This is a genomic window from Stenotrophomonas sp. CASM101, from assembly GCF_049384845.1.
GTDB classification, from domain to species: Bacteria; Pseudomonadota; Gammaproteobacteria; order Xanthomonadales; family Xanthomonadaceae; genus Stenotrophomonas; species Stenotrophomonas hibiscicola.
The window spans coordinates 1-25,694 of the sequence record NZ_JBMRFR010000023.1 but is presented as its reverse complement, the minus strand read 5'-3'; the positions used below and the strand labels follow the sequence as shown (position 1 = coordinate 25,694).

General features: G+C 67.3%; 18 protein-coding genes and 1 pseudogene. 6 read left to right on the top strand and 13 right to left on the bottom strand.

All coding sequences use genetic code 11. The features are described 5' to 3' along the window. Position 1 precedes the first annotated feature (1 nt). Positions 2 to 658, top strand: coding sequence for a M23 family metallopeptidase (locus tag VG543_RS19725; RefSeq protein WP_180877965.1), 657 nt, complete (start codon positions 2 to 4; stop codon positions 656 to 658). Between the two features lie 187 nt (positions 659 to 845). Here the strand turns inward: VG543_RS19725 and VG543_RS19720 are convergent, their stop codons facing one another. The 4 genes from VG543_RS19720 to hflK all read right to left on the bottom strand — a co-directional run bounded on the left by VG543_RS19720 (position 846) and on the right by hflK (position 4,675). Beyond that, complete coding sequence (locus VG543_RS19720) at positions 846 to 2,138, bottom strand: adenylosuccinate synthase (protein WP_019660036.1); 1,293 nt, start codon at positions 2,136 to 2,138, stop codon at positions 846 to 848. A 290-nt stretch (positions 2,139 to 2,428) separates the two neighbouring features. Next, positions 2,429 to 2,614: a DUF2065 domain-containing protein gene (locus tag VG543_RS19715; RefSeq protein ID WP_005410640.1), complete on the bottom strand. Its 186-nt coding sequence runs from the start codon at positions 2,612 to 2,614 to the stop codon at positions 2,429 to 2,431. Positions 2,615 to 2,681: 67 nt separating this feature from the next. After that, positions 2,682 to 3,545, bottom strand: coding sequence for a protease modulator HflC (gene hflC / locus VG543_RS19710; RefSeq protein ID WP_019660037.1), 864 nt, complete (start codon positions 3,543 to 3,545; stop codon positions 2,682 to 2,684). Beyond that, positions 3,542 to 4,675 (bottom strand): FtsH protease activity modulator HflK, encoded by a 1,134-nt coding sequence (gene hflK, locus VG543_RS19705; protein ID WP_005410642.1) that lies wholly within the window; start codon positions 4,673 to 4,675, stop codon positions 3,542 to 3,544. Before hflK ends, hflC begins: the two co-directional genes overlap by 4 nt. 153 nt (positions 4,676 to 4,828) lie before the next feature. Here hflK and VG543_RS19700 point away from each other — a divergent pair, with 153 nt between their 5' ends. Together VG543_RS19700 and pilH are read left to right on the top strand one after the other, a co-directional pair. Continuing rightward, the gene (locus VG543_RS19700) at positions 4,829 to 5,824 is read left to right on the top strand and encodes a YhdH/YhfP family quinone oxidoreductase (RefSeq protein WP_423179100.1); all 996 of its coding nucleotides are present in this window, start codon (positions 4,829 to 4,831) and stop codon (positions 5,822 to 5,824) included. Positions 5,825 to 5,912: 88 nt separating this feature from the next. Further along, positions 5,913 to 6,284 (top strand): twitching motility response regulator PilH, encoded by a 372-nt coding sequence (pilH, locus tag VG543_RS19695; protein ID WP_005410644.1) that lies wholly within the window; start codon positions 5,913 to 5,915, stop codon positions 6,282 to 6,284. Positions 6,285 to 6,372: 88 nt separating this feature from the next. Here pilH and VG543_RS19690 read toward each other — a convergent pair whose 3' ends face one another. Then, positions 6,373 to 7,266, bottom strand: coding sequence for a DnaJ C-terminal domain-containing protein (locus tag VG543_RS19690; RefSeq protein WP_005410645.1), 894 nt, complete (start codon positions 7,264 to 7,266; stop codon positions 6,373 to 6,375). Between the two features lie 260 nt (positions 7,267 to 7,526). On the opposite strand from VG543_RS19690, the gene VG543_RS19685 reads away from it, so the two are divergent. Together VG543_RS19685 and VG543_RS19680 are read left to right on the top strand one after the other, a co-directional pair. Beyond that, a complete protein-coding gene (locus tag VG543_RS19685) occupies positions 7,527 to 8,009 on the top strand; it encodes a peroxiredoxin (protein ID WP_423179101.1) in 483 nt (160 codons plus the stop codon). A gap of 29 nt (positions 8,010 to 8,038) precedes the next feature. After that, positions 8,039 to 8,614, top strand: coding sequence for a ferritin-like domain-containing protein (locus VG543_RS19680; protein WP_019660039.1), 576 nt, complete (start codon positions 8,039 to 8,041; stop codon positions 8,612 to 8,614). A 153-nt stretch (positions 8,615 to 8,767) separates the two neighbouring features. Here VG543_RS19680 and pbpC read toward each other — a convergent pair whose 3' ends face one another. The 7 genes from pbpC to prpB all read right to left on the bottom strand — a co-directional run bounded on the left by pbpC (position 8,768) and on the right by prpB (position 23,834). Then, complete coding sequence (gene pbpC / locus VG543_RS19675; RefSeq protein WP_019660040.1) at positions 8,768 to 11,149, bottom strand: penicillin-binding protein 1C; 2,382 nt, start codon at positions 11,147 to 11,149, stop codon at positions 8,768 to 8,770. Positions 11,150 to 11,198: 49 nt separating this feature from the next. Then, a complete protein-coding gene (locus VG543_RS19670; protein ID WP_423179102.1) occupies positions 11,199 to 16,106 on the bottom strand; it encodes an alpha-2-macroglobulin family protein in 4,908 nt (1,635 codons plus the stop codon). A gap of 163 nt (positions 16,107 to 16,269) precedes the next feature. Next, entirely contained in the window at positions 16,270 to 17,730 is a 1,461-nt protein-coding gene (locus VG543_RS19665) for a bifunctional 2-methylcitrate dehydratase/aconitate hydratase (protein ID WP_423179233.1), read from the bottom strand. Positions 17,731 to 17,801: 71 nt separating this feature from the next. Further along, positions 17,802 to 18,980 carry a 2-methylaconitate cis-trans isomerase PrpF gene (prpF, locus tag VG543_RS19660; protein WP_165710787.1) on the bottom strand — a complete coding sequence of 393 codons (1,179 nt, stop codon included), beginning with the start codon at positions 18,978 to 18,980 and terminating at the stop codon, positions 17,802 to 17,804. 51 nt (positions 18,981 to 19,031) lie between these two features. Next, positions 19,032 to 21,650 (bottom strand): Fe/S-dependent 2-methylisocitrate dehydratase AcnD, encoded by a 2,619-nt coding sequence (acnD, locus tag VG543_RS19655; protein ID WP_423179232.1) that lies wholly within the window; start codon positions 21,648 to 21,650, stop codon positions 19,032 to 19,034. 97 nt (positions 21,651 to 21,747) lie between these two features. After that, complete coding sequence (prpC, locus tag VG543_RS19650; protein ID WP_005418357.1) at positions 21,748 to 22,905, bottom strand: bifunctional 2-methylcitrate synthase/citrate synthase; 1,158 nt, start codon at positions 22,903 to 22,905, stop codon at positions 21,748 to 21,750. 35 nt (positions 22,906 to 22,940) lie between these two features. After that, the gene (gene prpB, locus VG543_RS19645; RefSeq protein ID WP_423179231.1) at positions 22,941 to 23,834 is read right to left on the bottom strand and encodes a methylisocitrate lyase; all 894 of its coding nucleotides are present in this window, start codon (positions 23,832 to 23,834) and stop codon (positions 22,941 to 22,943) included. A 154-nt stretch (positions 23,835 to 23,988) separates the two neighbouring features. Here prpB and prpR point away from each other — a divergent pair, with 154 nt between their 5' ends. Next, positions 23,989 to 25,572, top strand: a complete 1,584-nt coding sequence (prpR, locus tag VG543_RS19640; RefSeq protein ID WP_312543995.1) for a propionate catabolism operon regulatory protein PrpR — start codon at positions 23,989 to 23,991, stop codon at positions 25,570 to 25,572. Positions 25,573 to 25,594: 22 nt separating this feature from the next. Here the strand turns inward: prpR and VG543_RS19635 are convergent. Next, positions 25,595 to 25,694, bottom strand: a pseudogene (locus VG543_RS19635) (IS110 family transposase); the annotation flags it as partial.

The following is a 25,694-nucleotide window of genomic DNA, read 5'->3' as shown; positions in this document are numbered from 1 at the left end:
GATGCGCCTTTCGCAGCTGATCGTGCTGGGCGTGCTGCTGGGCGTGGGAGTGGGCTGGTGGCTGCACCGCGATGCAGGTGAGCCGGTGGCGGTTGCCCCGCCCGCAGTGCAACCTGCGGTGGCTGCGGCTGCAACGCCGGGCGTGGACGCCCCGGCTCCCACGGCCGTGCCGCCGTCCAACGCCACCGATGCGCCAGCCGGTCTGCTGCTGCCGGTGCAGGGCATCCAGGCGTCCCAGCTGCGCGACACGTTCACCGATGCACGCAGCGAGGGCCGCGTGCACGATGCCATCGACATCATGGCCGATGCGGGTACTCCGGTACTCGCGGTGGCCGACGGCACGGTAGAAAAGCTGTTCGACAGCAAGCGCGGTGGCCTGACGATCTACCAGTTCGAGCCCAGCGGACGCTGGTGCTACTACTACGCGCACCTGCAGCGCTATGCAGATGGCCTGGCCGAGAAGCAGGTGATCAAGCGCGGGGAGGTGATCGGCTACGTCGGCAGCACCGGTAACGCCAGCGCCGACGCGCCGCACCTGCACTTCGAGGTGCACGTGCTGGGACCGGAAAAACAGTGGTGGAAGGGCAAATCCATCAACCCGTACCCGTTGCTGAAGCCGCCTGCTTCGACGGCCGGCGCTGCCAGCGCCGCAAGGTGAAGGCGAACACCGCCAAGGCAGCCCTTGGGACCAGCACGAACAGAACCGTCTCGCCTTTCACGCTGGCATGCTGGTCATCGCGTCGCTTCCCCGCTGGCCTGCCCACACGGTAATGAAGAAGCCCCGCTTTCGCGGGGCTTCTTCTTTCAGCGACGCCGGGCGTGGCCCGGCGCTACCAGTCACGCCCTCAGGCGAACGGATCCTGCAGGACCATGGTGTGGTCGCGGTCCGGGCCGGTGGAGACGATGCTGATCGGGCAGCCGGCCAGCTCTTCCAGCGAACGCAGGTAGGCGCGTGCGGCCGGCGGCAGGTCGTCCCACTGGGTGATGCCGTGGGTGTTCTCGCTCCAGCCCGGGAACTCCAGGTACACCGGGGTGCATTCTTCCCAGCCCTGCGCGTCCAGCGGCGCGTACTCGGTGCGCTTGCCGTTGTATTCGTAGGCGATGCAGACCTTCAGCTTTTCCATGCCGTCCAGCACGTCCAGCTTGGTGATGCACAGGCCGCTGATGCCGTTGATGGCCACGGCGCGCTTCAGCGCGACGATGTCCATCCAGCCGCAGCGACGCGGGCGGCCGGTCGAAGCGCCGTACTCGGCGCCGCGGTCACGGATGCCCTGGCCGACTTCGTCGTCCAGTTCGGTCGGGAACGGGCCGCCGCCGACGCGGGTGGCGTACGCCTTGGCAATGCCCAGCACGTAGTCGATCGAATCGGCGCCGACGCCGGAACCGGCCAGCGCACCACCGACGGTGGTGTTGGAGCTGGTGACGTACGGGTAGGTGCCGTGATCGATGTCCAGCAGCGCACCCTGCGCGCCTTCGAACAGCACGCGCTTACCCTGCTTGCGCAGGTCGTGCAGGATGCCGGCCACGTCGGACTTCATCGGCTGCACGTATTCGCCGAAGGCCAGCGCCTCGTCGAAGGTCTTCTGGAAGTCGACCGCATCGGTGTTCAGATACTTGGTCAGCACGAAGTTGTGGTAGTCCAGCGCAGTGCGCAGCAGTTCTTCCAGCTGCTTCGGGTAGTGCAGGTCGGCGATGCGGATGCCGCGGCGCGCCACCTTGTCTTCGTAGGCCGGGCCGATGCCACGGCCGGTGGTGCCGATTGCCTTGCCACCGGCAGCGCGCTCGCGCGCCTGGTCCAGGGCGATGTGGTACGGCATGATCAGCGGCGCGGCCGGGGAGATCTTCAGGCGCGAACGCACTTCCACGCCGGAGCCTTCCAGCTCGGCGATTTCCTTCTGCAGCGCGGCCGGCGAGATCACCACGCCATTGCCGATCAGGCACAGCGCGTCGTCACGCAGGATGCCCGACGGGATCAGGTGCAGGACGGTCTTCTTGCCGTTGATCACCAGGGTGTGGCCTGCATTGTGGCCGCCCTGGAAGCGCACGACGGCGCCGATTTCCTCAGTGAGCAGATCGACGATCTTGCCCTTGCCTTCATCGCCCCACTGGGCACCCAACACTACGACAGACTGACCCATGACGGGCTCCTCGATTTGTAGCGGCCATCGGGGCCGCGGACGGGTAAACCGTGGCGGGGCTGGCCAGCACCTGGAGGGCGGCTCCAAACGGGGAGCGGCCGGCGATGGAAGGCCCAGACACGGAAAAAGCCGAACGGGGAGGCCCGTCCGGCTTTTGTGCATTATCCGGGTTTCCGGGGTCGGGTGCCACCTTTCCGACGGACGGCTTCACCGGCCGCTCAGCCGCCCCGCCCGGTCGTGCCGGCCGTTGGCCGGCAATCCCGGGTTGCCGGCCAGCGCACTACCCTCCCTCAATGCCGCGCCCACCACAGCAGGCTCAGGCCGGCCAGCAGCACCAGCCCACCGAAGCTGCGCAGGGCCGGGCTGGGCAGGTCCAGCAGGCGTTCGGCCATGCGCTTCCAGGCGAACGGCGCCACGAACAGGAACAGGCCTTCCAGCACCGCGACCAGGCAGACGGCGGCAAACAGATCTTTCATCGGGGACTCCGGAAAAAGCACGGGGCCCAGCGTCTGGCCGGGCCCCGTGGGGTAGTGCCCTGCGACCTCAGCGGTCGTTCTTCAGGTACTGCAGGAACGGGTCGTTCTTGTCGAGCACGATCACGCCATTGCCGTCGGTCATGGAGCCACGGTAGGCCTCCAGGCTGCGATAGAACGCATAGAACGACGGATCGGCCGAGCCGGCCTTGCCATAGATGCGGGCCGCCTCGGCATCGCCTTCACCGCGCAGGCGCTGCGCATCACGCTCGGCCTCGGCGATCAGCACGGTGCTGTCGCGGTCGGCCTGGGCACGGATGGTCAGCGACTGCTCCTCGCCCTCCGCACGCAGCTTGGCCGCTTCCTGCTTGCGCTGGGCGCGCATGCGCTCGTACACGTCGTTGATCACCTGGCTGTCGGTGGGCAGGTCCACCTGCTTGATGCGCAGGTCGATCATCTGCATGCCCAGGCCAGCCACCGCTTCGTTGATGCCCTTCAGCTGCTCGGCGATCAGCTCGCTGCGGTCGCCGGACACCAGCTGCTGCAGGGTGCGCGAGTTGATCTGGTTGCGCAGCGAGTCGGTGATGATCGGCGCCAGGCGGGCGTTGGCCACACGCGGGTCGCCGCCGGTGGCACGGAAGTAGTCACCCACGTTGGAGATGTAGCCGATGGCGAAGAAGTCGACGCTGACGTCCTTCTGCTCGGCGGTGAAGTAGCGCGCCGGCGCAGTGTCGAGCACCTGGAAGCGGCGGTCGAAGACCTTCACCGTTTCCACCACCGGCACCTTGAAGTGCAGGCCCGGCTTGATGTCCGAGCGCACCACCTTGCCCAGGTTCAGCACCATGGCGGTCTGGTCCTCACGGACCACGTACACCGAGCCGAGCAGGCCCAGCACCACCGCCACGATCACGGCGATCCAGATAGGACTCTTCATCGGCTGCCCTCCTCACGGCCGCTCGGTCGCCCGGTCGGGCGGCCCACCGGCCGGCCCGGATCACGGGAAGCTTCCGCCGCTGCACCCGGCAGCGACGGCATCACCACGTCCGGGTTGGCCACTGCGGCCGGAGCCGACGTGCTGGGACGGGTATCGCCGGTCATCGGCACGTAGATCAGCTGGCGGCCATCGCCACCGATCACCTTGCGGTTCTCGCTCAGCACCTGCTGCACGGTCTCCAGCCACAGGCGCTTGCGGGTCACTTCCGGAGCGTCCTTGTACTGGGCCTGCAACAGGCTGAAGCGCTGCGCGTCACCTTCGGCCTTGGACACCACGGCCTGCTTGTAGCCTTCGGCAGTGGTACGGGCGCGCGAGGCCTGGCCCCGGGCTTCCGGCACGACCTTGGCGGCATAGGCCTGGGCCTCGTTGATCAGGCGTTCCTTGACCTGCTGGGCACCGTTGACCTCGTCGAAGGCCGGCTTCACTTCCTCCGGCGGACGGGCGTCCTGCAGGGTCAGGCCGGTCACGGTCAGGCCGGTCTTGAACGCCTTCAGCAGCGCCTGCAGGCGCTCCTCGGCGGCGACGGCCAGCGGACCACGGTTGTTCAGCACGGCGTTGAGGTCGGCGCGGCCAACTTCCTCGCGCACGGCGCTCTGCGCCGACTGCTCCAGCACCTGGTTGGCATCCACGGTGCCGAACAGGTATTGCTGCGGGTCGTCGATGCGGTACTGGACGTTCAGCGAGACGTTGACGATGTTCTCGTCGCGGGTCAGCACCGGCACCTGGATCGAGAACGTCTTGATCTCGGTGGCATTGACCTTGGTGACCGATTCGATCGGCCAGGGCAGCTTGAAGTTCGGGCCGGGCTGCAGGATGCGCGAGAACTGGCCGAAGCGCAGCACCACACCTCGCTGCTGTTCGCCGATCAGCTGGAAGCTGGAGAACAGCACCAGCAGCACCACGGCTGCCACCACCCAACGCACGATGCCGCCGTCGAACAGGTCCTTCAGCGGCCCGGGCAAACCGCCCCAGCCACCACCATTGCCACCGCCGCGTGACCCGAACGGCCCGCGTCGATTGTCCTCGGGGCCTTGTCCGCCCTTGTTGCCGCCGGGTGTATTCCAGGCCATGCACGCTCCATCAAGATTTGGGCTGCGGCGCGGGCCCTTCCCGCACCGCCAGCCGTGAAACCATCACCGATCATACAAGATGGGGCGGATCGGCAGGATCGAAAGGGGGGCAACGGGGTAAGGTGGCGTTTTCCTCGAAGTCAGGCAACGCCGATGGCCCCCACCACCCCGTTCACCGCCTTCCGCATCGAAAACGACGACGCCGGCTATCGCAGCGGCCTGGTCCAGCTCGGGGTCGACGACCTCAACCCCGGCCAGGTGCTGATCCGCGCCCACTGGTCCTCGGTCAACTACAAGGACGCGCTGGCCGGTACTGGAAAAGGGAAGATCCTGCGCCGCTTCCCGCTGGTGGGCGGCATCGATGTGGCCGGCACCGTGGTCGCCAGCACCGACCCGGACTGGCGTGAAGGCGACGCGGTGCTGGCCACCGGCTGCGGCCTCAGCGAGACCCGCGACGGCGGCTACAGCCAGTGCGTGCGGCTGGAATCGCGCGCGGTGATCGCCCAGCCGGCCGGGCTGACCCCACGCGAGGCGATGGTGCTGGGCACCGCCGGCTTCACTGCGGCGCTGGCCCTGCTGCGCATGCAGGACAACCGGCAGACCCCGGAACTCGGCCCGCTGGCGGTCACTGGTGCCAGCGGCGGTGTCGGTGCGCTGGCGCTGTCCATCTTCAGCCGTGCCGGCTACAGCGTGCACGCGGTCAGCGGCAAGCCGGACCAGGCAGGATTCCTGCGCAGCATCGGCGCCACCGAGGTACTGCCGCGCGACGCGCTGGCCGACACCGGCGCGCTGCAGTCGGCCCGCTTCGGGGGTGGCCTCGATAATGCCGGAGGCGACATGCTGGCCAGCCTGCTGGCGCAGACCGTGCCCTACGGCAGCGTCGTCAGTGCCGGCCTGGCAGCCAGTCCGACGCTGGACATGACGGTGATGCCGTTCATCCTGCGCGGTGTCTCGCTGCTGGGCGTGTCCTCGGCCAATGCGCCACGCGGACTGCGTGAGGAAGTGTGGTCGCGGCTGGGTAGTGACTGGAAGCCGCAGCACCTGGACCGCATCTGCACCGCCGAAGTCGGCCTCGATGGCCTTCCTGCCGTATTCGAACGGATGCTGGCGGGCGGTTCGCTGGGTCGCACCGTGGTACGGATCGACTGAACGTCGCAGGCAGGCGACGGACGGCAGACGCGGCCCTCCCGCCGGTAATGGGCCCGCACTACACTGCGGGCATTACATGGGGAACAACATGGCACGCATTCTGATCGTCGACGACTCACCGTCGCAGCTGTTGGGGATACAGCGCATCGTCGAGAAGCTCGGGCACCAGATCCTGACCGCCACCGATGGCGCCGCCGGGGTCGAAACCGCCAAGGCCGAGCTGCCCGACCTGGTCCTGATGGACGTGGTGATGCCCAACCTCAACGGCTTCCAGGCCACCCGTACCCTCGCCCGCGACGAGGCGACCCGGCATATCCCGGTGATCCTGGTGACCACCAAGGACCAGGACACCGACCGCATGTGGGGCATGCGCCAGGGCGCCAAGGCCTACATCACCAAGCCGTTCTCGGAGGACGAGCTGTCCGAGGTGCTGGAGCGCGTGTTCGCGGGCCAGGGCTGAGACGCGCGCGGTGTTGCCGGCCGCTGGCCGGCAACCACGCATCACCGTCCAGGGCAATGAAGTTGCCGGCCAGCGGCCGGCACCACCTTCAAATGGTCTCGCCAAACGCCTTGGCCAGATTGCGGTACGCCTTCTTCTGCGCCTCATCGGTCGCAGCCGGGGCCACGATCTCGATTTCGACGATCTGGTCGCCGTCCGGGTTGCCCGGCAGGCCACGCCCGCGCAGGCGCAGCTTGCGGCCGGCATCGGAATCGGCCGGAATCTTGAGTTCCACCGCACCACCCAGGGTCGGCACGCTGATGCTGGTGCCCAGCGCGGCCTGCCACGGCGTGAGCGGCAGCGTATAGAGGATGTTGCGACCATCGACCTCGAACTGCGGGTGGGCGGCGTATTCCACCTCCAGCAGCAGATTGCCGCCATGGTTGCCCTGCCCTGCCAAGCGGATCACCTGGCCCGGGCGGATGCCCTTGGGCACGCGCACGTCCAGCTGCTTGCCGTTGACGGTGATGCGCAGGCTGTCGCCGCTGTAGGCCGCTTCCAGTGGCACCGACAGCTTGGCGCGGGTATCGCGGTTGGGCGCATGGCCCTGGCTGCTGAAGCCCGGACCGGCCCCCGCGCCCGCTCCACCGCGCTGGCGCGCGAACAGGCTTTCGAAGAAGTCGCTGAAGCCGCCGTTGGGGCCGCCGCCACCGAACACTTCCTCGAAATTGAAACCACCGGCGCCGCCGTAGTTCGGCGGCACGTTGAACTCCTCGCCCGGGCGATAGCCCTGCGCGCGCAGCTGGTCATAGGCCGCACGCTTTTCCGGATCGCGCAGCGCCTCGTACGCCTCGTTGACCGCCTTGAACTTGTCTTCGGCCCCGGCCTCCTTGCTGACGTCCGGGTGGTACTTGCGTGCCAGCCGGCGGTAGGCGGTCTTGATCTCCGCCTCGCCCGCGCTCGGTTCCACCCCCAGGGTGGCGTAGTAATCCTTGAATTCCATCCAGCTACCTCGATTCGCTTCGGCCGCGCCGGTGGCGCCGCCCCGGGTTCATTCTACGCGCCTGCGAGGCTACGCCGCCCCTCGTGCGGCCCCGGTGAGGCCGACTGATCCTGCGCAATGCGGCTGCCATCCCCGTGCGCCACGCTGTGGCTGGAAGCCCCTGCCACAAAGCCGGAAGATGGAGCCTGCACACCGGGTTTCCAATGTCTTGACGCCCCTCTCCCATCCGGCCCACTAGCCTGCCCCAGCAAGGAGTTCCCATGACCATCCATGTCGGCGACCGCATTCCGGAAATGACCCTCAAGCGCATCCGCGAGGGCATTGAAACGCTTGATACGCATTCGTTGTTCGATGCGCGCAAGGTGGTGCTTTTCGCCGTGCCCGGCGCGTTCACCCCGACGTGCTCGGCACGTCACCTTCCCGGCTACGTCGAAAAGTTCGAGGCCTTCCGCCAGCGCGGCGTCGACGTCTACTGCATGGCCGTCAACGACCCGTTCGTGATGAAGGCCTGGGCCGCCGACCAGAGCGTGCCCGACGGCCTTCTGATGCTGTCCGACGGCAATGCCGAGCTGACGCGCGCGCTCGGCCTGGAGCTCGACGCCAGCGCCTCGGGCATGGGCATCCGCTCGCGCCGCTTCGCGCTGTACGTGGTCGATGGCGTGGTGCGTGAGGCCTGGGTCGAACAGCCGGGCCAGTTCGAAGTCTCTTCAGCCGAGTACGTGCTGGAGCATCTCCCCACCTGATTCCCCACCGCAGAAGGAAACGGCCAGCCATGTCCACGCAGCCAGCCAAAGCCAGCAAGCCCGCCGCGGAAATTGCCGGCATCAGCGACCGCAAGACCCTGCGCGAACGCGCCCGGCGCAACATCGAAGATGGTGCGATCACCGACAGCTACAGCGCTGACCGCGAGGTGGTGATCAAGCTGCTCAACGACGCACTGGCCACCGAGTACGTCTGCGTTCTGCGCTACTACCGGCACTACTTCATGGCCAAGGGCATGCTGGCCGACGCGGTGAAAGCCGAGTTCCTCGAGCATGCACAGCAGGAGCAGGCGCATGCCGGCAAGCTGGCCGAGCGCATCGTCCAGCTGGGCGGCGAGCCGGATCTCAACCCGGATACGCTGACCGCGCGTTCGCACGCCGAATACAAGGAAGGCAGCGACCTGCGCGACATGGTGCGCGAGAACCTGGTGGCCGAGCGCATCGCCATCGACAGCTATCGCGAGATGATCAACTTCATCGGTGACCGCGATACCACCACCAAGCGCATCCTTGAAGAGATCCTGGCGCAGGAAGAAGAGCACGCCGACGAGTTCGCCGACCTGCTGGATGGGTGGATCGGGGAGTAGTCGCTACGCCACGCGATCGCTGCCATCTACGGCGTTGTAGAACCGAGCCCATGCTCGGCTGACCGCTGCACGCACGTCGCAGGAGCAGCCGAGCATGGGCTCGGCTCTACAGCAGCGTGACAACATGCGGGAAGTGCCATCCAAGGTCGGCATCTAGCGCAGGACGTTGAACCGCACCTGCGTCCAGGCGCCGTCGGCTGCCAACGCGGTCAGGGTGTGCGTGCCGGGTTCGGCGAACTCTCGCTGCATCAGCTGCGCGCCGTGGGTCTGTGCAATCCAGCGTCCATCCAGCAGCCACTCCACCGCCTGCTCGCTGCCCAGCGCACGCAGCTGCAGGCGTACGCCATGTTCCGAATTCGGCGCGCGCGCCAGCGTGGCGCCATCGTTGAGCCCATCGATGTGCAGCGCAACGCTGGCCTCGCGGCCATCATCACGGCAGTCCGGCGACAGCGCCGGGAGCTGCGAGGCTTCGCGCGTGGCCTTGGACAGCCATGGCGACAGCAACGCTGGCCAGCGCGCGATCTCGCGCGCGACTTCTTCGTGCGGCAAGCGGCAATCGGCCGACACGCGCAGCCCGGTACGCGCGTCGGCAAGGTAGCGCTGCCGACCTGGTTGCCAGCGCCGTGCTTCGCGCTCGGGGAAGGTCGGCGGTGCGGCGCCATCAAGCAGGTAAGCCGGCATCCTGCGCTGGCAGAGTGCCGTGGGCAGCCCCTCGGCACGTTCGCCGGTGGGCCAGCAGATGTCTTCCTGGCTGACGCTGGCCGGCATCGGCGCAGCGGCCGAGTCACCGCGCTGGCGCGGCAGGCTGTCCACCACCTCGAACATCAGCGGCAGCGCGGTCACCGCGCCGTACTGGCCCGGTAGCGGTGTGCCGTCCGGCCGGCCCACCCACACGCCCACGGTGTAGTGGCGGGTGCTGCCAATCGCCCACGCATCGCGGTACCCGTAGCTGGTGCCGGTCTTCCACGCCACGCGCGGGCGGCCACCGACATCGAACGTCCCGACGCTGTACCCCGGCCGCGGATTCGATTCCAGCATCTCGCGCACGATCCAGCTGGCGCCGGGCGAAGCGAGGCGCCGCTCGATCATCGGTTCGTCATCGGTGTAGCGCACGCGCCCGGCGATGCCGTTGCGGTTGAGCGCGGCGAACGCGCCGACCAGGTCTTCCAACCGCGCGCCGGTGCCGCCCAGGATCAGCGACAGATTGGGCGTACTGCCTGGCGGGAAGCGCAGCTGGATGCCCGCGTGCGACAGACGTGCAGCGAAGCGCGCGGCGCCGACACGCTGCAGCAGGTCCACCGAGGGCACGTTCAGTGACAACCGCAAAGCGCTGGACGCGCCGATCGGCCCGTTGAAGGCCATGTCGAAGTTGCCGGGGCGGTAGCTGCCGAAACTCTGCGGCGCATCCACCAGCAGGCTTTCCGAATGGATCAGGCCATCATCCAGCGCCATCGCATACAGGAACGGCTTGAGCGTGGAGCCCGGCGAGCGCCAGGCCTGCACCATGTCCACGTGGCCGAGCCGCTGGCGGTCGCCGAAGGCCAGCGTGCCGACATAGGCACGCGCCTGCAGGGTCTGGTTGTCGACCACCAGCAGCGCGGCCGAGGTGCGCTCGGGCAGCGTCGAGAAATAGCTGGCCACGCGTTCCTCCAGCGTGCGCTGCAGGCCGATGTCGATGCTGCTCTGGATGCGTGCCCGGCCCGGATGCGCTGAATGCAGGCGCTGCGCCAGCAACGCGGCGTGCAGCGGCGGCCGCAGCGAGCGCGCCACCACGTTCTCGATGCGCGCATCATCCACCTCTTCGGCTGTCCACGCGCCCAGCTCGGCCATGCGTGACAACACCTTGTCGCGTGCCTTCTGTGCCGCTTCCGGGTGGCGGTCCGGGCGCAGCCGGCTCGGCGCCTGCGGCAGCACCGCCAGCAACGCGGCCTCGGCATGTGACAGCTGCGCCGCCGGCTTGCCCAGATAGGCCCAGCTGGCCGCTTCCACGCCTTCGATGGTGCCGCCGTAGGGCGCGCGCTCCAGATACAGGGCCAGGATCTGCTGCTTGCTCAGGTGCACTTCCAGCTGCACCGCGCGCAGCATCTGCTTGAGTTTGCCCCAAGGCGTGCGCGAGTGCGGGTCGAGAATGCGCGCCACCTGCATGGTCAGGGTCGAACCGCCGGACACGATGCGGCCGCCGCGCAGCAGCTGGCCGCTGGCACGCAGCATCGCCACCGGGTTGATCCCCGGATGGCGCCAGAACCAGCGGTCTTCGTAGGTCAGCAACGCCTGCAGGTACAGCGGCGAGACGCTGTCGATCGAGGCAGGATAACGCCACACGCCCTCGGCATCGGCGAACGCACGCAGTGGCGTGCCGTCGGCGGCCACCACCAGAGTGCTGGTTTCGCGCTGCTTCGGCAGCGGGGGCGGGAAGGCGAAATCCAGCACCAGCAGCAGTGCCAGCGTGGCGGCCATGCCCCAGCGCAGCCACGGCCACAGCGGCCGCCACCGGCGGCGCAGGGCCGCCAGCCGGGTCGTCATCGTGTTCTTCATTGCAGGTTGCCAGCAGGACGGGCCGCGCCGTCGCGGCCCGTCCGCGCGGTCACGGCTGTACCACCGTGATCGTGGTCGGGTTGCTGCGGCCAACGCCACGCAGCTGCGGCCGGTACATGTCCTCCACCAGCGGTGGCGGCACCGAGTAGGTACCCGGGGTCACCGCGCGCACCAGGTAGAACACGTTGGCCTTGCTGCCACGCGAGAGCTTCAGCGCGGCCACATAGCGGTCGTCGCGGAACTCTTCGTGCTTGGTATCGGCCGCTTCACCGCGGTCGCTGATGGTGATGCCATCGACCACCACATCGGCCCACTGCTTGGCGTCGCCCAGGTTGAAGTTCTCGATCTCCAGGCCCGCCGGCAGCAGGTCGGTCAGCAGCGCATCGGGCATCGTGGTGTCGGCGGTGACGGTGACGCGCACGATCAGTGCTTCGCCTTCCTTCAGCGGTCGCGGCGACCACGGTTTGCCATCGGTACCGAAGTAGCTCCGTTCAATACCCAGCACGCTGTTGTCCGGCGCCGGTGCGCTGCGCGGGATGCCGGCCACGTCGATGCTGGCGAACATCGGCGGCTGGCCCTGCGGAGTGAAGCGCACACCGCTGGCCAGCTCACTGGCGCTGAAGTTGCGGCCGAACAACTTGCGCTCGCCGATGGCTTCGCTGTTGCCACCGATCACCAGCTCTCCGGCCACCAGCGCCTTCTGGTTGGCGGCGAGCGCCTTGCCAAGACGTGCAATCGCCACCTGTTCCTGCGTGCTCAGCCACATCCAGCCGGCATTGCGGCGGGCATCCAGGCCACGGCCGAGATCGACCGCACGTGCGTCCCAGGCGGGCTTGGCCAGCTTGTTCTCGTGCGTCAGCGCGATCATCAGCGCGTCATCGCGGATCGCGCTGCCGTAGTCGCCGAAGTACGACGGGCGCTCGCTGCTGGACTTGGCGAAGGCCGCCGCCAGCGCGGCCTGGCCACGCTTGGCATCGCCCTGCAGTGACAGCGCCACGCCCAGATGGACCAGAGACAGGCCGCCGACCGCCTTGCTGCGCTCGTTGTCATACAGCGTGCGCAGGGTACCGAGCGGTGCACGGTTGACCCGGGCCAGCACGTAGCCCGAATAGGCCTGGTTGGCGAACTTCAGCTTCTCGCGGTCGTCCTGGCCGTAGAACTGGTTGCCGCCGGACAGCAGATCCTCGCTAAGCCGGTTGAGCGCCTTCTGCAGCACGTTGTCGGGCACCGCGAAACCGGCATCCTTGGCGTCGAGCAGGAACTCGGTGATGTACGGGGTCAGCCACGGGTTCACGTAGCCGTCGTCACCCCACATCGAGAAGTTGCCGTTGGCCACCTGCATCGACGCCAGGCGACCGAACGCACCTTCCATGCGCTCGCGACGGGTCTTGGCATCCAGGCCGTCGGCACCGAGCATCGACGACGTCGCCTGGTCCAGGATCAGCGCCGCGTAACCCTTGCTGGTGGTCTGCTCGGCACAGCCATATGGATAATTCAGCGCGCCCTGCAGTGCACTGGCGAACGGGATTGGCGGCAGCGGGCTGACCAGCAGGCGCGCGTTCACCGACTCGGCCATCAGGCCGTCGGTCAGGCTGTTGTCGAGGCTGACCGCGGCCAGTGGATCCAGCGTGCGTACCTGCGAGCGCAGCACCTGCGGCCACGCCGCACGCACCGGCAGGTCGTAACGGCGATCGGCCTTGAAGCCGTTGCCGTCCACCCGCACCCGCACCTTGGCCACGCTGTGGCCCTCGCGTGCCGAAAGCGGGAAGCTCAACGTGGTCTTGGCGTCGGCATTCAACTGCACGCTGCGCGTGCCTTCGGACAATGCCAGCGGGCCCTCGGTTTCCACCCGCACGTTGAAGGCGCCCGGCTTGCCGGTGAAGTTCTGCACATCCAGGGTGACAGTGCTGCGGTCACCCGGGGCCAGCACGCGCGGCATGCTGGCTTCGGCCAGGATCGGGGCGCGCACAATGGTTTCCACGTCGCGCTTGCCGTACTGGTCGTCGCTGTAGACCAGCGCCGACACGCGCAGGGTACCGTTGAAATCCGGCACCTTCAGGCGGATGCGGGCATTGCCCTTGGCATCGAGCTGCACCGGGCCGGAGAACAGGTCCACGGTCTGCACGCGCGCGGTCGGGCGCTTGGCCTGCGGCAATGCCTGCAGTGCCATGTCGCCACCGAACTTCAGCTTGCCGCTGCCACCATCGAAGCTCTCGATCACCCGGCTGTAGATGTCATAGGCATCGATGCCGAGGCGACGCTGGGCGAAGAAGTGCGCGCCGGCGTCGGGCACCGGGAAACGGGTGATGTTGAGGATGCCCACGTCCACCGCCGAGACGGTGACGTGCGCCATCTTGCCGGCCAACTGTGGTGCGCTGACCGTCACCGGCAGGTCCTGCTCCGGGCGCATCTGCTTGGGCGCGGCCAGGCCGACGGCCACGGTGCGGCCCTTGCGGTCCATCGGCACATGCACCACACCCACGGCACGGGCCGGAGTGATCTTGCTCGGCGCACTGCCGCCACGGAACACCAGCGCGGTAATGTAGACGTCGTGGCGTTCCCAGTCAGCGGTGACCGGAATCTTGAAGGTCGAACCCGGCTTGGCCTCGATGTCCTGCACGTACAGCATGCGGTCGGTCTCGACCATCAGGATGCCCTTGCCGGCATGCGGCGGGGTCACCGTCACTTCCAGGGTGTCGCCGGCCTTGTAGCCGGTCTTGTCCAGGCCCAGCTTGACCTTGTCCGGGCGCGCGTCCAGGCCACGGTTGTCATCGCCCCAGCTCCAGCCGGCGCGGAACGGGTAGCGGCTGGTCAGGCCGGTGGACGGATCGAACACGTCCACGCGGTACTCGCCCCACTCCACCGGGAAATCGAAGGCGACCGCGCTGCCGCCGGCATCGACGGTGCGCGTTTCCTTGTTCTCGAAACGGCGGGTGAAATCGTAGTCCCAACGGTTGTCGTTGAAGGTCCAGTGGTAGTCGCGCAGTTCCCGCACCAGGGTGATCTTCAGGCCCTTGGCCGGCTGCGGCGCGCCGGTGGCATCCACGCGCATCAGCTCGAAGCGCGCGTTGCCGTTGGAGTCGGCACCGTCCTCGGGGTTGAACAGCGGGCGCACGCCGACCAGCGCATTGGCCGGCCACATCACCCGCTTCAGGGTACGGGTGACCGTGCGGCCACCGGTTTCATACAGGCTGCCGGACAGCACCACGGCAATCGGTGCCTTGGCCTTGGCCGCCTCTTCCGGCAATGCCACGTCCTCGCGCAGCTGGCCGTTGGCCGGCAGCGTGGTGTCGATCACGTCCTTGGCTTCGCGCGGCAGCTGCAGGGTCGGGTCACCGAAGAAGTAGCCCGGCAGGCCTTCCACCGGCTGCTGCTCGGCGGCCACCGCCATGCGCGCGGTGAAGCGGTTGCCATCGGCCGGTGCCCCGTACAGATAGGCACCATTGGCCTGCAGGCGCAGGTCCTCACCCGGCTTCAGCGTCTTCTGCGCGCTGTCCAGGTCCAGTTTCATGCGCTCGGGCAGGAACTCCTCGATGCGCAGGGTCATGCCCTGGATCGCTTCCTTGCTGGCCGGGTCGGTGCGGAACTCGACCTGCCAGCGCCCGGTCGGCGCCTCGGCGGGGATCACCTGCTCGAAATTGATGTAGCCCTGGTCACCCGGCTGCAGGCGGGTCTCGCGGAACGTCTTGCCGTCGGGCTGCTTCAGGCGCAGGAACACCGGTTGCGCCTTGACCGGCTTGCCATCGTTGTCACGCAGCAGCGCGGACAGGCGCACGGTCTCGCCCGGGCGGTACAGGTCGCGGCCGGACCAGGCATAGACATCGAACCATGCGTTGTCGCGGCCGGCCACGGCGAATTCGCTCAGGTCCAGCGCTGGCTGGTTGAACGGCAGGAAGCTGGTGTCCTTGCCGCTGCTGGCGACCAGCACGTGGGTGGCATCCAGGGTGTAGTTCAGCAGCGCATTGCCGTTGCCGTCGGTGCTGCCCTTCAGCACCACCTCGCCCTTGGCGTCGAGCACGCGCAGGTCGATGCCCTTCAGCGGCGCGCCGTCCTTGAGACCGGCGGTATGCACGAACAGCTTGTCCTTGTAGGCGCGGGTGTGCAGGCCGATGTCACTGACCGAGAAGAACGCGGTATCGAATTCGCCCTCATAGTCGCCGGTGCGCTTGAGCAGTGCGAAGTACAGGCCCGGCTCCTGCAGTTCCTTGATGTCCTGGGTCGGCAGGTAGGTCAGCACCCGCTCGTTCTGCTTGCCGCCAAGGATGAAGCGGTTGACGTAGACCGGCTCGGCCAGCTTGTTGATCGGGCTGCGCTCGTAGTCGCTGCTGAGCTCCCAGCTGCCACGGCGGCCACCGCGCTGGTACTGGCTGAAGAAGGTCGGCAGGTCCTTCTCGCGCACGCGCAGGAACTCGACGTCCACTTCCGGCACGTTCACCGAGACCACCGGCAGGCCACGGCTGTCCTTGGCCGGCAGCACGCTGCCCTGCGAGGCGAACCCAACCACCGGCTTCAGCTCGCCACTGAACACCTTCTGCTTCAGTTCCTTGCCCAGCCGGCTGCCATCGGCGGCCAGCAGGTCCGGCGAGACCACCAGGCTGAATTCCTTGCCGGCCTCGACGAACGGGTAGCGCAGGGTCAGGCCGTCATCGGACAGCGTCCAGCTGCTGTCGTCGGTGCCGACCTTCTCCTCGAAGCGCACCAGCGTGTCGAAATCCTGGGTGCCGACCAGCGGGCGCGAGAACTCCAGCGCCAGCGACAGGCCGTCATTCTTCTGGTCCGGGTAGGCGCGCAGAAGGGTGAATTCCTTCACCTGCTCGGCCTTGGTGGTGATCGCCTCGCCACTGGCCTTGGGCAACTGCCCGCTGTCGTTGCGGCAGCCGGCCAGGCCCAGCAACAGGCCTCCTGCCAGTACCGCCGCCGCCCATCCCCACCGCTTCCGCCGTGCCGGACCGCTCATGTCGTCACTCCTTGATCGAGGTGGCCATTATAGGCAGGCCGCGTCAAGGCGTTGACGCGAATTCGGCAATTGCCGCGGGGGCGGGTGGTGCCGGCCGCTGGCCGGCAACCGGCATGGCAGGTTGGATGGGATTGCCGGCCAGCGGCCGGCACTACCGATCAAACTACCCCGGCAGGTACAGGTCCACGTAGTCGGTCACCGGCATCGCGGCCAGCGCCACCGGGTCCAGTGAAGCGGCCCAGATGCGCTGCTGCTGGGCGGTCGGGAAGCGATGGGCCAGGTGCCGGCGGAACTTGTCCATCAGCAGCGGAATGCCTTCCTCGCGGCGTCGGGCGTGGCCGAGCGGATACTCCACCAGCACCTCCGGCAGTTCCATGCCATCGCTGAAGCGTACCCTCAGGCCGTTGGCAATGCTGCGCTTGTCCGGATCCAGATAATCGGCGCTGAGCTGCGGGTCTTCATGGCAGGCCATCTTCGCGCGCAGCGCATCAATGCGCGGATCGGCAGCAACGTCGTCCTCGTAATCCTCGGCCACCAACCGCCCGTGCAGCAACGCGATGGCGACCATGTACTGCACGCAGTGATCGCGGTCGGCCGGGTTATGCAACGGCCCCTGCTTGTCGATGATACGGATGCAGGCTTCCTGGGTGCGGATGGCGATGTGCGCGATGTCCTCGACCCGCCGTTCCATCGCGCGCAGCTGCTGGTGCAGCGTGACCGCCGCCTCCACGGCAGTCTGGCCGTGGAACTCGGCCGGGTAGCTGATCTTGAACAGCACGTTCTCCATCACATAGCTGCCCAGCGGTCGCCCCAGCGTCAGTGCCTGACCGTGCATGGATACGGCCTCGAAACCCCATGTCGGTGCACTCAATACGCTGGGATAGCCCATCTCGCCGCTGGCTGCCATCAGCGCCAGACGCACGCCACGACTGGTCGCATCGCCAGCGGCCCAGCTCTTGCGCGAGCCGGTGTTGGGCGCGTGCCGGTAGGTGCGCAGCGCCTGGCCATCGACCCAGGCCAGCGACAGCGCATTGAGCATGCGTTCGCGATCCAGCCCGAGCAGCTGCGAGACCACCGCGGTGGTGGCCACCTTGACCAGCACCACATGGTCCAGCCCGACGCGGTTGAAGGAATTCTGCAGCGCCAGCACGCCCTGGATCTCGTGCGCCTTGATCATCGCAAGCAGCACGTCGTGCACGGTCGGCGGCGGACGACGCAGGGCCTGCGCGTTGCGCCCCAGCCAGTCGCAAACAGCCAGGATGCCGCCGAGATTGTCGGAAGGATGGCCCCACTCGGCAGCCAGCCAGGTGTCGTTGAAATCCAGCCAGCGCACCATTGCGCCGAGGTTGAAGGCGGCCTGCACCGGGTCCAGCACGTAGTGCGTGCCCGGCACGCGCGCGCCGTTGACCACGCTGATGCCCGGCACAAGTGGACCGAGCAGCTTGCTGCAGGCCGGGAAGGCCAGCGCTTCCAGGCCGCAGCCCAGCGTGTCGAGCAGGCAGTAGTGCGCGGTCTGGAAGGCCAGCGGCGAGTCGATGCGGGCGTCGCGTACGTAATCGACGATGTCCACCAGCAGCGCATCCCACGCTGCACGCCCGTTGGATGGGGTGTGGCTGTCGGACATCGTCGATCTCCTCGTTGCGGTGCACGGTTGCCCGTGCACCATGCCAACCAAGGTTGGCATCTACCAGAGCACTATTCGGCCGGCACCCGCACTTTGCCTTCCATCAGCACGCGGGCGCTGCGGCTCATGATGGCCTTGGTCACTGTCCACTGGCCGTCAACGAGACCTGCCTGCGCACCCACGCGCAACGTGCCCGAGGGATGACCGAACGTAACCGCTTCGCGTTCGCCGCCACCGGCGGCGCGATTGACCAGCGTGCCCGGAATCGCCGCGGCGGTACCGATCGCTACGGCGGCGGTACCCATCATCGCGTGATGCAGCTTGCCCATCGACAACGCGCGCGCATGCAGGTCGATGGCCGACGCCGGAATCGCCTTGCCACTGGACGACACGTAGTCCTGAGCCGGTGCAACGAACGCCACCTTCGGCGTGTGCTGGCGGGTCGCGGCGTCTTCCAGTTTCGGGATCAGGCCCATGCGCAGCGCGCCGTAAGCACGAATGGCCTCGAATTTCTGCAGCGCCGCCTTGTCTTCGTTGATTGCAGGCTGCAGCTCGGTGCCGGTGTAGCCCAGGTCGGCCGCATTGAGGAAGATGGTCGGAATGCCGGCCGTGATCATGGTCACCTCGAAGCTGCCCACGCCGGGCACATCCAAGGTGTCCACCAGATTGCCGGTCGGGAACATCGCGCCCGCATCGCCATCATCGGACGGATCGATGAATTCCAGCTGGATCTCGGCCGCCGGGAAGGTCACGCCATCCAGCTCGAAATCGCCGATCTCCTGCACTTCGCCATCGCGCATCGGCACGTGGGCGATGATGGTCTTGCCGATGTTGGCCTGCCAGATGCGTACGGTGCACAGGCCATCGCGCGGCACCCGGGCCGGATCGATCAGCCCATTGGCGATCGCGAACGGACCCACTGCAGTACTGAGGTTGCCGCAGTTGCCGCTCCAATCGACGAAGGCGGTGTCGATCGAGACCTGGCCGTACAGGTAGTCCACATCGTGGTCCGGCACCGAGGCGGTGGAGATGATCACGCACTTGCTGGTGCTGGAGGTGGCACCGCCCATGCCGTCGGTCTGCTTGCCATACGGATCGGGCGAGCCGATCACGCGCATCAGCAGCGCATCGCGCGCGGCGCCCGGCACCTGAGCGGCTTCGGGCAGGTCCTGCAGGCGGAAGAACACGCCCTTGCTGGTGCCGCCGCGCATGTAGGTGGCGGGAATACGGAGTTGCGGGAGGAAGGTCATGGATGTGTTCCTTGCAAAGAAAGACGGCCCGTTGCCGGGCCGTCGGATGTCTTACGCCACCTTGGCGCCTTCCAGGAAATCCTGGGCAAAGCGCTGCAGCACGCCACCCGCCTCGTAGATCGCCACTTCCTCGTCGCTGTCCAGGCGGCAGGTCACTGGCACGATCACATCCTGGCCGTCGCGGCGGTGGATGACCAGGGTCAGGTCGGCGCGCGGGGTGCGCTCGCCGATCACGTCGAAGGTCTCGGTGCCGTCGATGCCCAGGGTCAGGCGGGTGGTGCCCGGCTTGAACTCCAGCGGCAGCACACCCATGCCGATCAGGTTGGTGCGGTGGATGCGTTCAAAGCCTTCGGCCACGATCGCTTCCACACCTGCCAGGCGCACGCCCTTGGCGGCCCAGTCACGCGAGCTGCCCTGGCCGTAGTCGGCACCGGCGATGATGATCAGCGGCTGCTTGCGCTCCATGTAGGTCTCGATCGCTTCCCACATGCGCATCACCTTGCCTTCCGGCTCCACGCGCGCCAGCGAACCCTGCTTCACGCTGCCATCGTCGTTGCGCACCATTTCGTTGAACAGCTTCGGGTTGGCGAAGGTGGCGCGCTGTGCGGTCAGGTGGTCACCGCGGTGGGTAGCGTAGGAATTGAAGTCCTCTTCCGGCAGGCCCATCTTCGCCAAGTATTCGCCGGCGGCACTGGACGCCAGGATCGCGTTGGACGGCGACAGGTGATCGGTGGTGATGTTGTCCGGCAGCACCGCCAGCGCCCGCATGCCTGCCAGCGTGCGCTCACCGGCCAGTGCACCCTCCCAGTAGGGCGGGCGGCGGATGTAGGTGCTCTGCGGGCGCCAGTCGTACAGCGGGCTGACTGCGGCACCGTTCTCCACGCGCACGTTGAACATCGGGTTGTAGACCCTGCGGAACTGCTCGGGCTTCACCGAGGCCTTCACCACCGCGTCGATCTCGGCATCGCTCGGCCAGATATCCTTCAGGCGCACCTCGTTGCCATCGGCGTCCACGCCCAGCACGTCCTTCTCGATATCAAAGCGCACGGTGCCGGCGATGGCATAGGCGATCACCAGCGGCGGCGAGGCCAGGAAGGCCTGCTTGGCGTACGGGTGGATGCGGCCATCGAAATTGCGGTTGCCCGACAGCACAGCCGTGGCGTACAGGTCACGGTCGATGATCTCCTGCTGGATGGCCGGATCGAGCGCGCCGCTCATGCCGTTGCAGGTGGTGCAGGCGAAGGCGACGATGCCGAAACCGAGCTGCTCCAGGTCAGGCAGCAGGCCGGACTCTTCCAGGTACAGCTGCACCGCCTTCGAGCCGGGCGCCAACGAGGACTTCACCCACGGCTTGCGCAGCAGGCCACGTTCGTTGGCCTTGCGCGCCAACAGTGCTGCGGCGATCACGTTGCGCGGGTTGGAGGTGTTGGTGCAGCTGGTGATGGCGGCGATGATCACCGCGCCATCGGGCATCAGGCCCTGCGCCTGCTCGGCCTTGCCCGCTGCCAGCTTGGCCTCGTCGGCGATGCCGCGCTCGGCCAGCTCGGCGGTCGCCACGCGCTTGTGCGGGTTGGACGGGCCGGCCATGTTGCGCACTACGCTGGACAGGTCGAAGCGCAGCACGCGCTCGTACTGCGCGGTGGCCAGGTCGTCAGCCCACAGGCCAGTGGTGCGGGCGTAGTTCTCCACCAGCGCCACCTGCGATTCCTCGCGGCCGGTCAGGCGCAGGTAATCGATGGTCTGCCCGTCGATGTAGAACATCGCGGCGGTCGCGCCGTATTCGGGGCACATGTTGGAGATGGTGGCGCGGTCACCGATGGTCAGTGCCGCCGCCCCCTCGCCGAAGAATTCAAGGTACGCGCCGACCACGCGCTCCCTGCGCAGGAATTCGGTCAGCGCCAGCACCACGTCGGTGGCGGTGATGCCCGGCTGCGGCCTGCCGGTCAGCTCGACGCCGATGATGTCCGGCAGCCGCATCCACGAGGCACGACCGAGCATCACGTTCTCCGCTTCCAGGCCGCCCACACCAATGGCGATCACACCCAGCGCATCCACGTGCGGGGTGTGGCTGTCGGTGCCCACGCAGGTGTCGGGGAAGGCCACGCCGTCCTGCACGTAGATCACCGGCGACATCTTCTCCAGGTTGATCTGGTGCATGATGCCGTTGCCCGGCGGAATCACGTCCACGTTCTGGAACGCCTGCTTGGTCCAGTCGATGAAGTGGAAACGGTCTTCGTTGCGGCGATCCTCGATGGCGCGGTTCTTCTCGAAGGCCTGCGGATCGTAGCCACCGCATTCCACCGCCAGCGAGTGATCGACGATCAACTGCACCGGCACCACCGGATTGACCTTGGCCGGGTCACCGCCCTTGTCGGCAATCGCATCGCGCAGGCCGGCCAGGTCAACCAGTGCGGTCTGGCCGAGGATGTCGTGGCACACCACGCGTGCCGGGAACCACGGGAAGTCGAGGTCGCGACGGCGCTCGATCAGCTGCTTCAGCGAATCGCCGAGCGTGGCCGGATCGCAGCGGCGCACCAGGTTCTCGGCCAGCACGCGCGAGGTGTACGGCAGAGTGGCATAGGCGCCGGGCTGGATCGCATCGACGGCGGCACGCGCGTCGAAATAGTCCAGCGCGCTGCCGGGGAGGTTCTTGCGGTAATCGGTATTCATGGGCTGGCGGAATGCTTGGGGCGGGCCGGGTGCCGGCGGAGCGGCGGCGAAAGCATCCGGCCGGCACGCGGCCGGCCGGATGAGTACAGCAGGGGGATCAGACGCGCTTGTCGATGGCGACGAAGTCGCGGTCTTCCGGACCGATGTAATTGGCGCTCGGGCGGATTATCTTGCCGTCGATGCGCTGCTCGATGATATGCGCGCTCCAGCCGGCGGTGCGGGCGATCACGAACAACGGAGTGAACATCGCGGTCGGCACGCCCATCATGTGGTAGCTGACCGCACTGAACCAGTCCAGGTTCGGGAACATCTTCTTGATGTCCCACATCACCGATTCCAGGCGCTCGGCGATGTCGTACATCTTCATGCTCGACTGCTCTTCGGACAGCTCGCGGGCCACGTCCTTGATCACCTTGTTGCGCGGATCGGACACGGTATAGACCGGGTGGCCGAAGCCGATCACCACTTCCTTGCGCTCGACGCGGGCCTTGATGTCTTCCTCGGCCTCATCCGGGTTGTCGTAGCGCTTCTGCACTTCGAACGCCACTTCGTTGGCACCGCCATGCTTGGGACCGCGCAGCGCGCCGATGCCACCGCAGATCGCGCTGTACATGTCGCTGCCGGTGCCGGCGATGACGCGGCAGGTGAACGTCGAGGCGTTGAACTCGTGCTCGGCGTACAGGATCAGCGAGGTGTGCATCGCCTTCACCCACGAGTCCTGCGGCTTCTCGCCGTGCAGCAGGTGCAGGAAGTGGCCACCGATCGAGTCATCGTCGGTCTCCACGTCGATGGCACGGCCGTTGTGGCTCCAGTGGTACCAGTACAGCAGCATCGAGCCGAGGCAGGCCATCAGCTTGTCGGCAATGTCGCGCGCGCCCGGGTGGTTGTGGTCGTCCTTCTCCGGCGCCACGCAGCCGAGCACGGAGACACCAGTGCGCATCACGTCCATCGGGTGTGCCGACGGCGGCAGTTCTTCCAGCGCGGCCTTCACCGCCGCCGGGATGCCACGCAGCGACTTCAGCTTGGCCTTGTACGAAACCAGCTCGGCGCGGGTCGGCAGCTTGCCGTGCACCAGCAGGTAGGCGATCTCCTCGAATTCGCTGGTGTTGGCCAGGTCCAGGATGTCATAGCCACGGTAGTGCAGGTCGTTGCCGCTGCGGCCCACGCTGCACAGCGCGGTGTTGCCGGCAGCGGTGCCGGACAGGGCGACGGACTTCTTCGGCTTGAAGGTGGGGGTTGCGGTCGTATCGTTCATGTTTCCCTCCGAAACTTGATGGTGCAGGGTACTGCTTATTTCTTGGCGGCGAACAGCGCATCGAGCTGCTGCTCGAAGGCGTGATAGCCGATGCGGTCGTACAGCTCTTCGCGGGTCTGCATGGTCTCCACCACGTTGCGCTGATGGCCATCGCGGCGCACCGCCTGGTACACGTTCTCGGCCGCCTTGTTGGCCGCGCGGAACGCCGACAGCGGGAACAGCTGGATGGCGACGCCGGCCGAGGCCAGTTCATCGCGACTGAACAGCGGGGTGGCACCGAATTCGGTGATGTTGGCCAGCACCGGCACCTTCACCGCATCCACGAAGCGGCGGTAGGTGTCCAGATCGTAGGCGGCCTCGGCGAAGATGCCGTCGGCACCGGCCTCGACGCAGGCGATGGCGCGCTCGATCGCCTTGTCCACGCCGTCCACCTGGATGGCATCGGTACGCGCGATCAGGAAGAAGTCCGGATCGGTCTTGGCATCGGCAGCGGCCTTCACACGGTCCACCATTTCGCCCTGCGAGACGATTTCCTTGCCCGGACGGTGACCGCAGCGCTTGGCGCCAACCTGGTCTTCGATGTGGCAGGCGGCCGCGCCTGCCTTGATCAGCGACTTCACGGTGCGCGCGATGTTGAACGCGCTCGGGCCGAAGCCGGTGTCGATGTCGACCATCAGCGGCAGGTCGCAGACATCGGTGATGCGGCGCACGTCCACCAGCACGTCTTCCAGGGTGTTGATGCCCAGGTCCGGCAGGCCCAGCGAGCCGGCGGCAACACCGCCACCAGACAGGTAGATGGCGCGGAAGCCGGCGCGCTTGGCCAGCCGGGCGTGGTTGGCGTTGATCGCGCCGATCACCTGCAACGGCGATTCGGCAGCCAGCGCCTCACGGAAGCGGGCACCGGCGGAGAAAGGGGCGGAAGCGGTCATGCGGCGATCCAGGTTGAAGTACGGGACAGAGGGCGCAAGCCCCGTGCCAAGCTGCAAGCCTTTGATTTCACAGACATGACCACCCCGCAACAGTGAAACATATGAAACATTGAAACGGATGTATCATGAAACATTCCGACCAATTGCTGCCGCCATGTACCTGCCCCGCACCCCGCTGCGCCACGCCGATGCCGACCCCGGCCGTCCGGTGATCTGGACCGTCAGCGTTTCGCGCCTGACCGGCCTGCTCGGCGACGTCATCCCCGAGTTCGACCGCCGTGCGCGCATCGAGCAGATCAACCTCGGCTTCGAGGAAGCCGTGGACGTGATCGGCAAACGCCTGCGCCGTGAGCATTGCGACGTAGTGATCGCCGGCGGCTCCAATGCCGCCTGGCTACGCGGGCGGCTGGAGCTGCCACTGGTGCCGATCCAGGCCAACGGCTTCGACCTGATGGAAGCGCTGGCCCGTGCCCGCCGCATAGCCAGCCGCATCGGCCTGGTCACCCACGCCAGCGACGTGCCGGTGTTCAGCAACTTCCAGCAGAGTTTCGGCCTGGATATCGAGCATCGCCGCTTCGTCACCCGCGAGGACGCGCGCGACTGCATCGCCGACCTGCGCGCCAATGGCATCGAGGTGATCGTCGGTACCGGCATGGCCATCGACCACGCCGAACAGGCCGGCCTGCCGGGGGTACTGCTCTATTCGGCCGACTCGGTGCGGCAGGCGTTCGAACATGCACTGGAGCTGACCCAGGCCTTGGCCCGCTCCGGTGGCAACCACGCCGCCCCGCGCCGACGCCCTGCAGCGCGTGCAGACGCGCCTGAACTGCTCGGCGACAGCGAAGCCATGGCACAGGTGCGCGCGCAGATCGCGCTGTATGCCCCACATGACAGCACCGTGCTGGTCAGCGGCGAAACCGGCACCGGCAAGGAACTGGTCGCGCGCCAACTGCACGCCGCCAGCGGCCGTCGCGGGCGCTTCGTGGCGCTGAACTGCGGCGCGATCAGCGAATCGCTGCTGGAAGCGGAGCTGTTCGGCTACAGCGATGGCGCCTTCACCGGCGCACGTCGTGGCGGCCGCGTTGGCCTGGTCGAGGCCGCAGACGGCGGCACGCTGTTCCTGGATGAAATTGGTGAACTACCCCTGCCGCTGCAGACCCGCCTGCTGCGCGTGCTGGAAGAACGCGAGGTGCTGCGTGTCGGTGCCACCGAACCGACGCCGGTCGATCTGCGCGTGGTGGCCGCCACCCTGCAGTCGCTGGAGCAGCGTGCGGCGACCGGTAGTTTCCGTCGCGACCTCTACTACCGCCTGGCCGCGCTGCGGATTGCCCTGCCCTCGCTGCGGGCGAGGCGTTCGGACATCCCGCTGCTGGCACAGCACTTCTTCCGCCAGCTGCGTGGCATCGACGCGCCATTGGATGAGGATGCACTGGCGGTGCTGAGCGCAGCCCAGTGGCCCGGAAACGTGCGCGAACTGCGCAATGTGGTCGATCGCCTGCGCATCCACTGGCAGCCGGCTGAAGGGCCTATTGATGCTTCGCGACTGCTGCAGCTTGCGCCCGAGCTGGCAAGCGAAGGCGCGACGGCACTGCCGCTGGAAAGTAACGGCAAACGCCCGCCGCGTGCGCAGCTGGAAGCATTGCTGCAGGAACATCGCAATGACCGCGAGGGCATGGCACAGGCGCTGGGCGTATCACGCACCACGCTATGGCGCTGGCTGCGCGCGGAGGGTCTGTAGAGCCGAGATCCTATGTTCGTGGTCAAGCCTGCTGGAAGCAGGCTTGACCCACTTTCAGCATGGCCGGGTCAAAGTCCCGGCCGCTCTTGAAGACGCCCCAAGCGATCCTGGCCAGCTTTCTG

Coding starts and splice junctions, on each gene's coding strand:
- VG543_RS19665 (WP_423179233.1), bottom strand. CDS start 17,730: ATGTCCGACAGCCACACCCCATCCAACGGGCGTGCAGCGTGGGATGCG.
- prpB (WP_423179231.1), bottom strand. CDS start 23,834: ATGACCGCTTCCGCCCCTTTCTCCGCCGGTGCCCGCTTCCGTGAGGCG.
- VG543_RS19670 (WP_423179102.1), bottom strand. CDS start 16,106: ATGAGCGGTCCGGCACGGCGGAAGCGGTGGGGATGGGCGGCGGCGGTA.
- pbpC (WP_019660040.1), bottom strand. CDS start 11,149: ATGAAGAACACGATGACGACCCGGCTGGCGGCCCTGCGCCGCCGGTGG.
- VG543_RS19700 (WP_423179100.1), top strand. CDS start 4,829: ATGGCCCCCACCACCCCGTTCACCGCCTTCCGCATCGAAAACGACGAC.
- VG543_RS19690 (WP_005410645.1), bottom strand. CDS start 7,266: ATGGAATTCAAGGATTACTACGCCACCCTGGGGGTGGAACCGAGCGCG.
- prpC (WP_005418357.1), bottom strand. CDS start 22,905: ATGAACGATACGACCGCAACCCCCACCTTCAAGCCGAAGAAGTCCGTC.
- VG543_RS19680 (WP_019660039.1), top strand. CDS start 8,039: ATGTCCACGCAGCCAGCCAAAGCCAGCAAGCCCGCCGCGGAAATTGCC.
- acnD (WP_423179232.1), bottom strand. CDS start 21,650: ATGAATACCGATTACCGCAAGAACCTCCCCGGCAGCGCGCTGGACTAT.
- hflC (WP_019660037.1), bottom strand. CDS start 3,545: ATGAAGAGTCCTATCTGGATCGCCGTGATCGTGGCGGTGGTGCTGGGC.
- pilH (WP_005410644.1), top strand. CDS start 5,913: ATGGCACGCATTCTGATCGTCGACGACTCACCGTCGCAGCTGTTGGGG.
- prpR (WP_312543995.1), top strand. CDS start 23,989: ATGTACCTGCCCCGCACCCCGCTGCGCCACGCCGATGCCGACCCCGGC.
- prpF (WP_165710787.1), bottom strand. CDS start 18,980: ATGACCTTCCTCCCGCAACTCCGTATTCCCGCCACCTACATGCGCGGC.
- VG543_RS19685 (WP_423179101.1), top strand. CDS start 7,527: ATGACCATCCATGTCGGCGACCGCATTCCGGAAATGACCCTCAAGCGC.
- VG543_RS19720 (WP_019660036.1), bottom strand. CDS start 2,138: ATGGGTCAGTCTGTCGTAGTGTTGGGTGCCCAGTGGGGCGATGAAGGC.
- VG543_RS19715 (WP_005410640.1), bottom strand. CDS start 2,614: ATGAAAGATCTGTTTGCCGCCGTCTGCCTGGTCGCGGTGCTGGAAGGC.
- hflK (WP_005410642.1), bottom strand. CDS start 4,675: ATGGCCTGGAATACACCCGGCGGCAACAAGGGCGGACAAGGCCCCGAG.
- VG543_RS19725 (WP_180877965.1), top strand. CDS start 2: ATGCGCCTTTCGCAGCTGATCGTGCTGGGCGTGCTGCTGGGCGTGGGA.